The following is a 12,182-nucleotide window of genomic DNA, read 5'->3' on the forward strand; positions in this document are numbered from 1 at the left end:
TCGAAACCAATAGGCTTTTTCCATGGGGAGCATTTTAGCATATATTTCGTAAATGTGTTAATATTTAACAGTAAAGCCAACCTAGAACGACGGGGTTTCAGACCCAAAATTTTCGATGATCATTTCAGGGGGTGTTTTCAATCAGGATAACCCACCCTGATTGGTCTAATACTAAATCAGGCTACATATCAGGAGAGGCACTCATGCAAAAGGGGGAATAAATAATCAGTTTTTAATAACCGGATTTAGTATAAAAATATATTCTTATGAAAAGCATTGTTTTAATTGTTGGCTTTGAAACCTTTAACAGTAATTTGTATCGGCAATCGGGCCTGTTGGCTAGTTCTAAATGTCCCGATTTAGAGGTAAAAGTATTTAGCGATAAATCCTTAACTAGCGAACCGGAAATAGTCGAGCAAGCTTTAGCCACTGCCGACGTTTTTTTTGCTAGTTTGATCTTCGATTACGATCAAGTTACTTGGCTGCGGCAACGAGCAGCACAGATTCCGATTCGCTTAGTTTTTGAGTCTGCTTTAGAGTTAATGAGTTTAACCCGTTTGGGAGAATTTGCCATCGGGGATAAACCAAAAGGAATGCCAAAACCAATTCAATTTATCTTGAGTAAATTTTCCAGTGGCAAGGAAGAAGATAAGTTAGCCGGTTATCTCAGTTTCCTCAAAACCGGTCCGAAACTACTGAAATTTATTCCCGCTAAAAAAGTTCAAGATTTGCGTAATTGGTTAATTATTTACGGTTATTGGAATGCGGGAGGAACGGAAAATGTTGCCGCTATGTGTTGGGTAATTGCCCAAAAATATCTAGGATTAAAAGTACGGGAAATACCCGAAGTTATCGAAACTCCCAATAAGGGACTATTACACCCCGATTATAACGGTTATTTTCTCACTCCCCAAGAATATTTGGCTTGGTATGAAAAAAATAAATCTCTTGATAAACCAGTGGTTGCCCTGCTGCTTTATCGGAAGCACGTTATCAGTAAACTGCCCTATATTAATCAATTAATCCGTCATTTTGAAACGGCTAATTTAATTCCCTTACCCGTGTTTATTAACGGAGTAGAAGGTCATACAATTGTTCGGGATTGGTTAACCACAGACTACGAAATTCAGCAAAGAAAAAAAGGAATCATTGAAACTCCTTCTTTAAGTAAAGATGCGGTGACAGTAGATGCAATTGTTTCGACGATTGGCTTTCCTTTGGTGGGGGGTCCTGCGGGTTCTATGGAAGCAGGAAGACAGGTAGAAGTGGCTAAACGAATTCTGTCCGCTAAAAATATTCCTTATCTTATCGCTGCCCCTTTATTAATTCAAGATATTTATTCTTGGACAAGACAGGGAATCGGTGGTTTACAGAGTGTGGTTCTATACGCTTTACCGGAATTAGATGGAGCAATTGATACGATTCCTCTGGGGGGATTAGTGGGGGAAACTATCTATTTAATCCCCGAAAGATTACAGCGTTTAACTGGACGTTTGCATAGTTGGATTAAGTTACATAAAACCCCTCCGCAAGAACGCAAAATAGCCATCATTCTCTATGGATTTCCCCCGGGTTATGGGGCAGTTGGTACGGCAGCTTTATTAAATGTTCCCCGGAGTTTAGTTAAGTTTTTACAAGCTTTACAAGCGCAGGGTTATAATGTGGGAACGATTCCCGAAGACGGGGAAGAAATTATTCAAAAAGTTAAATTTGCCGATGATGAAAATCTCTCTAAAGAAAATCGTTTATCGATAGAAACTTTAGAAAATTGGCTAGGTTATCTGTTAACCTCCCGCATCGAAAAACACTGGAAATCTCTGAAAGATGCGGGTATAAAAACTGTTGGCAACCAGTATCATTTAGGGGGGATTGAGTTAGGTAATGTCTGGATTGGAGTGCAACCACCTTTAGGAATTGCTGGGGATCCGATGCGGTTAATGTTTGAAAAAGATTTAACTCCTCACCCTCAGTATGCAGCCTTTTATCAGTGGTTACAAAAAGATTTTAAGACCGATGCGATCATTCATTTTGGTATGCACGGAACTGTTGAATGGTTGCCCGGTTCACCCCTAGGAAATACCGGTTATTCTTGGTCAGATATTTTATTAGGAGATTTACCGAATTTATATATTTATGCCGCTAATAATCCCTCGGAATCTATCCTAGCTAAACGTCGCGGTTATGGAGTGTTAATTTCCCATAATGTGCCACCCTACGGACGAGCGGGATTATATAAAGAATTGATGATTCTGCGAGATTTGATTGCAGAATTTCGAGAAAATCCTGAGAAAAATTACGCTTTAAGAGATAGTATCCTCCAAAAAATTATTGATACAGGTATCTCTAAAGACTGTCCTTTTCTGGAAGCAGAAAAACAGGGAATAGAATTCACTTTAGAAAATGCCAAATTATTTAGTCGCTATGCACTAACCGATTATTTTGTCAAGGTGTATAATTACCTACAAATCGTCGAACAAAGACTATTTTCTTCAGGTTTACACACCCTAGGAACTGCTCCCAATCAGGAAGAATTAAAAGGTTATCTTGATGCTTATTTTACCGATTTATCTGAGCGAGAATTTCAGCAAATTATCGCTGAAGAAGCAACCAATGAAAAGGTTAAAGAAGGCATTGCTATTAAAAATTTATTAGGACAAAATAGCGAGGAATTAACTAATCTTTTGCGGGGATTAAATGGGGAATATGTACCCCCAGCACCGGGGGGTGATTTACTCCGAGATGGTGCGGGAGTTTTGCCCACAGGACGCAATATACACGCTTTAGATCCCTACCGGATGCCTTCCCCGGCAGCCTACACCCGCGGACGAGAAATCGCCAAAAAACTGCTAGAACAAAACTTAACCGAAAAAGGAAAATATCCCGAAACTGTAGCGGTTTTACTCTGGGGATTAGATGTGATTAAAACTAAGGGTGAATCCTTAGGTATTCTCTTAGAATTAGTCGGTGCGGAACCCGTCAAAGAGGGGACGGGAAGAATTGTCAGGTATGAATTAAAACCCCTAGAAGAAATTGGACACCCGCGCATCGATATTCTGGCTAATTTATCGGGAATTTTTCGGGATACTTTTATCAATATTATCGAGTTATTAGATGATTTAATGCAGCGGGCAGCTGAGATAGAAGAATCGGAAAATGATAATTATATCCGTAAGCACTATTTAGCCTTAAAAAGTCAAGGAATTGACAATGCCAGCGCTCGTTTATTTTCCAATCCTGCTGGAGATTTTGGCTCTTTAGTTAATGACCAAGTAGTGGAGGGAAATTGGGACAATGACAACGAATTAGCGAAAACTTGGGAAAAGCGTAATGTTTTTAGTTATGGTCGTCAAGATAAGGGACAAGCGCGGCCAGAAGTGCTACAACAGTTATTAAAAACCAGTGAAAGTATTATCCAAGAAATTGACTCGGTAGAATACGGTTTAACCGATATTCAGGAATACTACGGCAACACGGGAGGATTAAAATTAGCCGCAGAAAAACAAAGCGGTAAACGGGTAATGACAAGTTTTGTCGAGAGTTTTTCCAATGATACAACTCCTCGCAAATTAGAGGAGGTTTTGCGCTTAGAATACCGCAGTAAATTACTCAATCCTAAATGGGCCAAGGCCATGGTTAATCAAGGTTCCGGTGGGGCCTACGAAATCTCCCAAAGAATGACCGCTTTAATTGGTTGGGGCGGTACGGCTAATTTTAGTGACGATTGGGTGTATGATCAGGCAGCCGATACCTACGCTTTTGATGCAGAAATGGCGGAAAAATTGCGTCAAGCTAATCCCGAAGCTTTCCGTAATATTGTCGGTAGAATGTTAGAAGCACAGGGTCGCGGTTTTTGGCAAGCAGACCCCGACAAATTAGAGAAATTACAGGAATTATATCAATTGACTGATGAAAAACTAGAAGGGGTTACTTAGGGTCTGCTGAATAAATCTAAAAACCTTGTTGGATAATATCTTTAGGCTTTTTTGAAATCAAAAAGTGCCAGCGATTGGGGTGATTGGGAGGAAAATTAGGTAATTGACTCCCTGAAAATTGGTAAAACCCCACACCCCACACCCCACACCCCACACCCCACACCCCACACCCCACACCCCACACTCATGGCAACAGGGGAGCCTTGTGATAATCTGATTTCCCTCCTGTTTTACTCAGCAGATGGATATTTTCAATCAGGATTGATTTTTCTAACGCTTTAGCCATATCGTACAAAGTCAAGGCTGCCACAGATACTGCCGTTAAAGCTTCCATTTCTACACCGGTTTCCGATTTTGTCACCACTTCTGCCCGAATTTCGTAACCGGGTAACTCTGCTTTCGGGATAATCTGAACATTGATTTTTTGCAGGGGTAAGGGATGGCAAAGAGGAATTAAGCAGGAAGTTTGTTTGGCAGCCATAATTCCCGCTAATCTTGCCGTCCCTAAAACGTCCCCTTTAGGCGCATTTCCCTGTTCTATGGCTTCAAAAGTCGTTTTTAGCATTCTCACTTGTCCTAGCGCGATAGCAGTGCGTTTAGTGGGCATTTTCTCCGATACATCCACCATCTGGGCTTCGCCTTGGCTGTCGAGATGAGATAATTTTTCTTTACCCTCTTGCGTCATTGAATGAACCTGTGCTATAGTGGTTTACTGTTGAGAAAAACAAGGGCTTGTAGCTTAGTGGATTAGAGCGTGTGGCTACGGACCACAAGGTCGGGAGTTCGAGTCTCTCCAAGCCCGTTAGATACAATGGCATATACTACAGGAATTAGAGCCCTAGGGTTCCTAATTCCTTTGGTTTTTTGCTCAAAACTCCCTCAAGTCCCCATCTGCCCATCTTCCCACTTTCCTATACTTTTTAAACAGGATTTAGTATCATCAGCCAGTTTTGCTGGAGTATTTTTTACCCTCAAACAGTGAAAGAAACTAAACTTTTAGGATTGTATAATATGAATTCTCCTGCAGCTGTGCCGACACCCTTTCAAGTTGCTTTAGAGCGTTACCAGAATGCTCTAAATTATTTAGATACTTCTCATAATAAATCTCTGAAAAAAGAACAGGCTTTAGAAATTATTGCCGCCAGAGATGTTCTTCATAAACAAATGGAAGCTGAGGCGGAAATTTCGGTTGATATGCGGTCAAAATTAATCGAACAAGATAATAGATTAAAACAGAAAAGCTACAAAATTACTCAAGTTCTTGACTTAGCTGAATATCGGGAGACTTTACCTATTTCTGCTCAGGCTTGGTGGTGGCATTTAGAAAGTAGGGAATCTCTGCATCCTTGCAATCGCTTTGATTGGCTATTGAGAATCGGTAAACTGGTTTTATTAGGGGTTAATTTTACATTAATCGGAACGATTGCTACTCGGTTTCTTAGTGGTGGTTCAGGTTTGCTAGAAATAGGGGGTGTTATTTTTTCGACTTTCATTTCTTTATTACAAACTGAAAATGCTCTCACACGAACGCGCCAGAAGGGTTTTGTTAAGTTAATGAAATTTCTTGGGATTGCTGAACATTGGTATGAAGAAATACAGTTTTCTGTAACAGTAATAGTCTTTGCTTTTCTCTTGGGAATTTATCTAAATTTCTCTTGGTTTTCTGAGTTTTATAAGCAAGCAGGAAGCCGTTTACAATCTCCTCCGCCAGCAAGCCAAGAACTTCCTAATTTAGCCTTAGCAGAAGAAAAGTATTTAAAAGCAATTGAGTTAGATGCAGATAATCTAGATGCTCATTATAAGTTGGCAACACTTTATGAAGATTTACAGGATTTGACTAATGGGAAGAAACACTATTTAATTGCGGCAAAAGGTGGTTTTATAGATGCTTATCATAATCTCGCTTATTGGTATCTGCGAGATAATAAGAATGCAGAAGCAGTAGAGTTACTGGAAAAAGCCAAGAGATTATTGGCAGAAAAAGATGAAAAACTAGACCAATTTACTGAAGATGAGAAACGCAATTTAGCATTACAAAAATATAGTATTTATAAAAGTCTAGGCTGGGCCAGATTTAAGCAAAATCGCAGTGAAGATGCAATTCCTAATCTTTTAGTTGCTATTGGTATCGCTGAAAATCCAGCTTATCAGAAATTTATCCGCAATCCCGGTGCTGCTTTTTGTATTTATGCTCAACTTTTAGAGAAACAAAACAAGAAATTATCTCAGGAAAATTGGCGTAAATGTCTTAATTTAGCTCAAGGGAGGGTAATTAATACAGAGGAGGAGCAATGGTTATATGAAGCGAGAAAAAAATTAAAGTGAAGTAAAATTTACTGACTATTCTCTGAGTAATGCGCTAAATACTTCTTGCTGAAAATGCTTATCAAAAGTTAATATTTCATAGATTTCCAGTTGTCTCATAATCTGCATGGAAGCACAATCAGTTAAACTGTAACCTTTATCTAACCGTCTTTGATAAAAATCAAAAGCTTGCTGAAATTGTTCACTGGTTTGGGGAATGATTTCTATACTAGAATCATTTTTCAAATCGTTGGTTAAGTTAATAGCAGATTGGCGTAGATAATCTCCTCTTCCTGACAATGCGTTAAGTAATTCTGTCAAAATCATTTCGCTAGTAATTCCTGTAAATTTTCCTAGTCTTGCTGTCATTAGTTTGGCAAGTTCATGGAGATTGTCTCTATAATCAGCGAGTGCTTGCAAATAGGATGTATCTAAGAAAATTTTTCTCATTCTTCCTCATCTTCTCTTGGTGCGCCGTACATATAGTGTTCAAAATTACGCGCAAAGTCTGTAGGTAAGTGTTTTCGCCATTCTGACTGGGGAACAAGTGCACCAATTTCGGCAATTCTTTGCCAAAAAGGTTTTTTGCGGAATTCGGGATCAGCTTGAAGTTGAGCGAATTTTGCTTGTAATTCAGCTATTGTCGGAAGTTCCTCTATTGTCGGAATTTCTTCTGTGCGAGTGGGATTGTTTGGGGGATTCATAATCATTTAGTGGGATTGGTTTACTACATATATTATAACTTTGAATTGACGTTTGTTCTGTGTTTGTTATTCTTCCTCATCTTCTCTTGGTGCGCCGTACATATAGTGTTCAAAATTACGCGCAAAGTCTCTGGGAAAGTGTTTTCGCCATTCTGATTGGGGAACAACGTTACCAATTTCTATAATTTGTTGCCAGATAGGTTTTGCTAAAAATTCTGGGTCATTTTCTAGTGCATCCCATTTAGCATCGAGTTCTTCCATTGATAACTCAGGCTCTTCGGATGTGTTAGAGGTTGAATGATTGTTTAAGTTAGTCATGATTAAAGTTTCCTTTTAGATTAAAGAGAATAAGTTAATGATAACCTAAATTATCTGGTCAGGTAAATGTTTTGCGAAAATTTGTTTCATTCTTCCTCATCTTCTCTCGGTGCGCCGTACATATAGTGTTCAAAATTACGCGCAAAGTCTGTAGGTAAGTGTTTTCGCCATTCTGATTGGGGAACAACTTTACCAATCTCAACAATTCTTTGCCAAAAAGGTTTTTTGCGAAATTCAGGGTCATTTTCTAGTGCATCCCATTTAGCATCGAGTTCTTCCATTGATAACTCAGGCTCTTCGGATGTGTTAGAGGTTGAATGATTGTGTAAGTTAGTCATGATTAAAGTTTCCTTAGTGATAGTTTACTTTTATTATAGCATTTTTGAGTTGGAGCGAGGTACGGAGATCATCGAGGGGAATTAACCACAGAGACACAAAGAACACAGAGATTATTCACCGATGTTATAATTTATACTGATGATGGCAAGAGAGCCGAATGTTTAACTGAAAGTTTGACATTATTTTATGTATAGACTACATTATAGTTATGGAATGGAATATTATATTTGATCCAGATTTTAGGTTCTGGTTTTATCAACAAGAACAGGGACTTCAAAATGAAGTATTTGCTGTTTTAACTGTATTGATGAAACTTGGACCAGCACTGGGGAGACCACGAGTTGATACCATTGAAGGATCTTCTTTTAAGAATATGAAAGAGCTTCGTATTCAGTATAAAGGTGAACCTTGGCGTGTTTTATTTGCCTTTGATCCTCATCGACAAGCAATTTTACTTGTTGGGGGGAACAAGTCAGGTAACAAAAGATGGTACAAAGAAAATATTCCTATAGCAGATCAACGTTATCAAAAATATCTGGAAAAACTTAAGGAAGAAAAGTCATGAAAGAATATACCAACTTCTCGGAAGAATTCAATAAACTTGGTAAAGAACGACAAGCAAGTATTAAAGCAAGAGCTTCTCAAATTTATTTAGAGGAACTTACGCTTAAGTATTTGCAAGAAAAACTAGGTTTATCTTTATCAGAATTGGCAGAGCATCTTGAAGTACAGCAATCAATAGTACCCAGACTTAAACAAGAGTAAAATCTAGAGCTAAATACACTGCGCGAAGTAGTTAACGCATTAGGTGGAACTGTCGAAATTATTGTCAAAATTCCCAACAAAGAACCTATAATTATTGGTGACTATTCAGAAACGAAGTGTAATTAACCACAGAGACACAGAGGACACAGAGATTATTTGCCAATATTATAATTGATACTCAATAATAAAGGTGTTCGCTTGTTTCAAGGCAGAAAATATTTATATGAAGCTAAAAAATAGTTAAAATAGAAGGGTAGTTTTGAAAAAAATAGGTTCTCCTACATTTTGGGCAAACGAGAAAACCCGTTTTTTTTAAAAACCCGTTTTCTGAAAAACCCCGTTTTCTTAAATCGCACCAGATGAGGACTAAAGTTCAACAACGAAACTAATTAAATCCAAAACCTCAATTGATTCTAGTTATGAATAAATTTCTCAAACTCTTTACCCCCATTTCCCTGATATTAATTACGGTAGGATTTTCGTCGGCGACTTTCAGTAACACTGTTGGAGTTAACACAATTTTTGAGGTAAAAGGGAAAGTTACTGTCAAGAAACCACAATGGAAAAAACCGCTTCCTGCTTCTGTCGGACTTACCCTCAGTTTTGAGGATAAGTTAGAAGTAGCAGCTAACGCTTCTGTTCAGGTTTATTGTAGTAATCTCAAGAAGTGGACGGTTAAACCGGGAAGGTATATTGTTTCTAGTGGCTGTCCTCGGGGAAATCCTGTGATTCCACTTCCCAATAGCAATAATACAACCCTCCGTCCAACAGGAAAAACAGAGAAAGCTTTAGCAAAATTACCTTATCTAATTACTCCTCGTCAAACGAATATTCTTACCAATCGTCCTCCCCTGCGGTGGAATGCTGTTCCGGGTGCAACTAATTATACTGTCAAAATAGATGGGGTTAATTGGGAAACGCAGACAAACAAAACTGAAATAGTCTATCCTGGTGAACCTCCTCTGGAAGCAGGAGAGCGATATCGAGTAACCATAGAAGCTGATAATGGTGCGTCTTCTAGAAGTGATGATGAAAAAGTCGGGTTTACAATATTAGATGAACAGACGAAAACAACGGTTTTAGATGCTGTTAAAACTGTTCAACAGCAGCAATTATCACCAGAGGAAGCAGGGTTAGTTTTAGCGCATCTTTATCGAGGTTATGGTTTGTATGGGGATGCGGTTGAGGTATTGGAAGGATTGGTGAAGCAAAATAGTCAGGTTGCTACGGTTTATCAACTATTGGGTGATACTTACCTTAAGATTGGTTTACCTCAGTTGGCAAAAAAACCTTATGAAAAAGCGTTAAAACTGGCAACAAATACCGAGAATTTGTCAGTGCAAGCGGAGATACAAGCGGGGTTAGGAATAGCTTATCGTCTCTTGGGGAATACAGATGAGGCGATACATTGGTTAACTAAGGCGAAGGGGACTTATAATCAGTTAGGAGATACTTCGCAGGTTCAGGAATTGGCTAAAACAATTAATGACATTTTAAGGAGGGAGTAAGGATGAAAGTTAAATTATGGATGATGGCTACTACTTTTGTACGGAGGGAAAATAGTGTCGGCTCAAGATATTTTTCATGTTACAGTAAAACGGGCATTAGAAAAAGAAAAATGGGTCATTACAGCAGACCCTTTAAAATTAAAGTTTGGGGGAATTAATTTTCAGGTTGATCTAGCAGCAGAGAGACTGTTAGAAGCAGAGCGAAATGGTGAGAAAATAGCTGTAGAAATTAAAAGTTTTCTTAATGCTTCTGCTATTACTGATTTTTATGCGGCTTTGGGTCAATTCTTGAGTTATCGGTTAGCACTCTCTACAATTGAACCTAATCGCTCATTATATTTAGCAATTCCCATAGACGCTTTTGATACATTTTTCCAGATGGAGTTTACTCAAATAGCAATTAAACAGTATCAAGTTCCACTTATTATTTATGATCCAGTCAAGGAGGTAATTACACAATGGATAAAGATAAACTCATAAAATATCGTCAAGCAGTGCAAAATTTGTTAAGTCGCTATGTAGCAGAAGATGTTACCAGTGAAGATGTAGAAGTACAATTAATATTTGATGTAGAACGGGATCATTATCAGTGGATGAATGTAGGATGGGAAGGTTTAAAACGAGTTTACCGCTCGATTGTTCATTTTGATATTCGTGATAATAAGATTTGGCTACAACAAAATTTAACGGAATTGAATCCAGCAGAGGATTTAATTTCAATGGGTGTTAAGAGGGAGGATATTGTTTTGGGACTACAACCACCTTATAAACGTCCTTATACTAAATATGGTACTTAAAACAACTAATTGCATTTTACAGAGGAAGTAAGCATGAAATTTGAATCATGGATGATGGCTGTTAAGCTGTTGTGCGTTTAAGTTGGGTATTGTTAAAATTGGGAAAACCAGCAGAAACTCTTACCTGTTCCCTTAATTCGACCGCTAATCTAAATGTTCTACAGTTGAGGAGATAATTATGTTTATTTGTCATGTATGTGGTTCAAAAGATGCTGAAGAAAAATTAGTTGTTCAAACTTTTAGGATTGATGGCAGCCTAATCCTAGTTGAAAAAATCCCCGCTCAAGTATGTTATAACTGTGGTGAAGTTGTTTTTAGTAGTAAAACGGCAGAAAAAATCAGAATTTTATTACAGCACAAGTCTCAACCCGACAAATTTATTCAAGTTAATGTTTTTGCCTATCAATAAACTCTAGGGATAAAAAACCAATGAAAGTATCAATCAAATCAGGGATAGCGGTTGCCGTCATTACCGGGATGATGGGATTATCGGGAGTCATCTTAACCCCAACGGTGGGACAGGTGATTTCTCAGGCTTCACCGCAAGATAAATTAGCCGAAGCAGAAAGATTAAATCAGCAAGTTATTCAATTGTATCAGCAGGGGAAATATAACGAGGCGATTCTTCTAGCAGAACAAGCCTTAGCTATCAGGAAACAACAATTAGGAGACAACCATCCCCTAACCGCCACCAGTCTCAACAATTTGGCAGAACTTTACAGAGTTCAAGGAAGATACAGCGAAGCCGAACCCCTCTACAAACAAGCCTTAGCTATCATCAAACAACAATTAGGAGACAACCATCCCCTAACTGCACAAAGTCTCAACAATTTGGCATTACTTTACAGAGTTCAAGGAAGATACAGCGAAGCCGAACCCCTCTACAAACAAGCCTTAGCTATCAGGAAACAACAATTAGGAGACAACCATCCCCTAACTGCACAAAGTCTCAACAATTTGGCAGCACTTTACTATTTTCAAGGAAGATACAGCGAAGCCGAACCCCTCTACAAACAAGCCTTAGCTATCATCAAACAACAATTAGGAGACAACCATCCCGATACCGCCTCCAGTCTCAACAATTTGGCATTACTTTACGAGTCTCAAGGAAGATACAGCGAAGCCGAACCCCTCTACAAAGAGGCTTTAGCTATCATCAAACAACAATTAGGAGACAACCATCCCGATACCGCCACCAGTCTCAACAACTTGGCAGGACTTTACGAGTCTCAAGGAAGATACAGCGAAGCCGAACCCCTCTACAAACAAGCCTTAGCTATCAGCAAACAACAATTAGGAGACAACCATCCCGATACCGCCACCAGTCTCAACAACTTGGCATTACTTTACAGAGTTCAAGGAAGATACAGCGAAGCCGAACCCCTCTACAACAGGTCCTTAGCTATCAGGAAACAACAATTAGGAGACAACCATCCCGATACCGCCACCAGTCTCAACAATTTGGCAGCACTTTACCAGTCTCAAGGAAGATACAGCGAAGCCGAACCCCTCTAC

The 12,182-nt window shown here is 38.9% G+C and carries 12 protein-coding genes, 1 tRNA gene and 2 pseudogenes; 10 read left to right on the plus strand and 5 right to left on the minus strand.

The annotated features are described in order from the left end of the window. Positions 1–266: 266 nt before the first annotated feature. The gene (gene bchH / locus EWV84_RS16135; protein ID WP_287078824.1) at positions 267–3,932 is read left to right on the plus strand and encodes a magnesium chelatase subunit H; all 3,666 of its coding nucleotides are present in this window, start codon (positions 267–269) and stop codon (positions 3,930–3,932) included. A 184-nt stretch (positions 3,933–4,116) separates the two neighbouring features. On the opposite strand, the gene moaC is transcribed toward bchH, so the two are convergent. Then, a complete protein-coding gene (gene moaC, locus EWV84_RS16140) occupies positions 4,117–4,617 on the minus strand; it encodes a cyclic pyranopterin monophosphate synthase MoaC (protein WP_287078825.1) in 501 nt (166 codons plus the stop codon). A gap of 43 nt (positions 4,618–4,660) precedes the next feature. On the opposite strand from moaC, the gene EWV84_RS16145 reads away from it, so the two are divergent. Both EWV84_RS16145 and EWV84_RS16150 read left to right on the plus strand, forming a co-directional pair. After that, positions 4,661–4,734, plus strand: a tRNA-Arg gene (locus EWV84_RS16145). 209 nt (positions 4,735–4,943) lie between these two features. Beyond that, the gene (locus EWV84_RS16150; protein WP_323801817.1) at positions 4,944–6,257 is read left to right on the plus strand and encodes a hypothetical protein; all 1,314 of its coding nucleotides are present in this window, start codon (positions 4,944–4,946) and stop codon (positions 6,255–6,257) included. A gap of 15 nt (positions 6,258–6,272) precedes the next feature. On the opposite strand, the gene EWV84_RS16155 is transcribed toward EWV84_RS16150, so the two are convergent. The 4 genes from EWV84_RS16155 to EWV84_RS16170 all read right to left on the minus strand — a co-directional run bounded on the left by EWV84_RS16155 (position 6,273) and on the right by EWV84_RS16170 (position 7,596). Then, a complete protein-coding gene (locus tag EWV84_RS16155) occupies positions 6,273–6,686 on the minus strand; it encodes a type II toxin-antitoxin system VapC family toxin (RefSeq protein WP_287078827.1) in 414 nt (137 codons plus the stop codon). Continuing rightward, positions 6,683–6,940: a hypothetical protein gene (locus tag EWV84_RS16160; protein ID WP_004157225.1), complete on the minus strand. Its 258-nt coding sequence runs from the start codon at positions 6,938–6,940 to the stop codon at positions 6,683–6,685. The genes EWV84_RS16155 and EWV84_RS16160 overlap by 4 nt, the downstream gene beginning before the upstream one ends. 66 nt (positions 6,941–7,006) lie before the next feature. After that, positions 7,007–7,258 carry a hypothetical protein gene (locus EWV84_RS16165; protein ID WP_002766984.1) on the minus strand — a complete coding sequence of 84 codons (252 nt, stop codon included), beginning with the start codon at positions 7,256–7,258 and terminating at the stop codon, positions 7,007–7,009. An 86-nt stretch (positions 7,259–7,344) separates the two neighbouring features. Then, entirely contained in the window at positions 7,345–7,596 is a 252-nt protein-coding gene (locus EWV84_RS16170; RefSeq protein WP_287078828.1) for a hypothetical protein, read from the minus strand. A gap of 209 nt (positions 7,597–7,805) precedes the next feature. Here EWV84_RS16170 and EWV84_RS16175 point away from each other — a divergent pair, with 209 nt between their 5' ends. The 7 genes and pseudogenes from EWV84_RS16175 to EWV84_RS16205 form a co-directional block, all read left to right on the plus strand. Then, complete coding sequence (locus EWV84_RS16175) at positions 7,806–8,162, plus strand: type II toxin-antitoxin system RelE/ParE family toxin (RefSeq protein WP_072926009.1); 357 nt, start codon at positions 7,806–7,808, stop codon at positions 8,160–8,162. Continuing rightward, positions 8,159–8,488 (plus strand): annotated as a pseudogene (locus EWV84_RS22925) (helix-turn-helix transcriptional regulator). The gene EWV84_RS16175 and the pseudogene EWV84_RS22925 overlap by 4 nt, the downstream one beginning before the upstream one ends. Before the next feature lie 293 nt (positions 8,489–8,781). Beyond that, a complete protein-coding gene (locus EWV84_RS16185) occupies positions 8,782–9,870 on the plus strand; it encodes a tetratricopeptide repeat protein (RefSeq protein WP_287078830.1) in 1,089 nt (362 codons plus the stop codon). 54 nt (positions 9,871–9,924) lie between these two features. Further along, positions 9,925–10,350, plus strand: coding sequence for an element excision factor XisH family protein (locus EWV84_RS16190; protein ID WP_002774382.1), 426 nt, complete (start codon positions 9,925–9,927; stop codon positions 10,348–10,350). Further along, positions 10,329–10,667 (plus strand): XisI protein, encoded by a 339-nt coding sequence (locus tag EWV84_RS16195; RefSeq protein ID WP_002774383.1) that lies wholly within the window; start codon positions 10,329–10,331, stop codon positions 10,665–10,667. Before EWV84_RS16190 ends, EWV84_RS16195 begins: the two co-directional genes overlap by 22 nt. Before the next feature lie 178 nt (positions 10,668–10,845). Further along, complete coding sequence (locus EWV84_RS16200) at positions 10,846–11,076, plus strand: type II toxin-antitoxin system MqsA family antitoxin (RefSeq protein WP_287078831.1); 231 nt, start codon at positions 10,846–10,848, stop codon at positions 11,074–11,076. A gap of 179 nt (positions 11,077–11,255) precedes the next feature. Next, positions 11,256–12,182, plus strand: a pseudogene (locus EWV84_RS16205) (tetratricopeptide repeat protein); the annotation flags it as partial.

Origin of the sequence: Microcystis sp. M_QC_C_20170808_M3Col (assembly GCF_007095505.1) — a bacterium.
In the GTDB taxonomy this organism is placed as follows: Bacteria; Cyanobacteriota; Cyanobacteriia; order Cyanobacteriales; family Microcystaceae; genus Microcystis.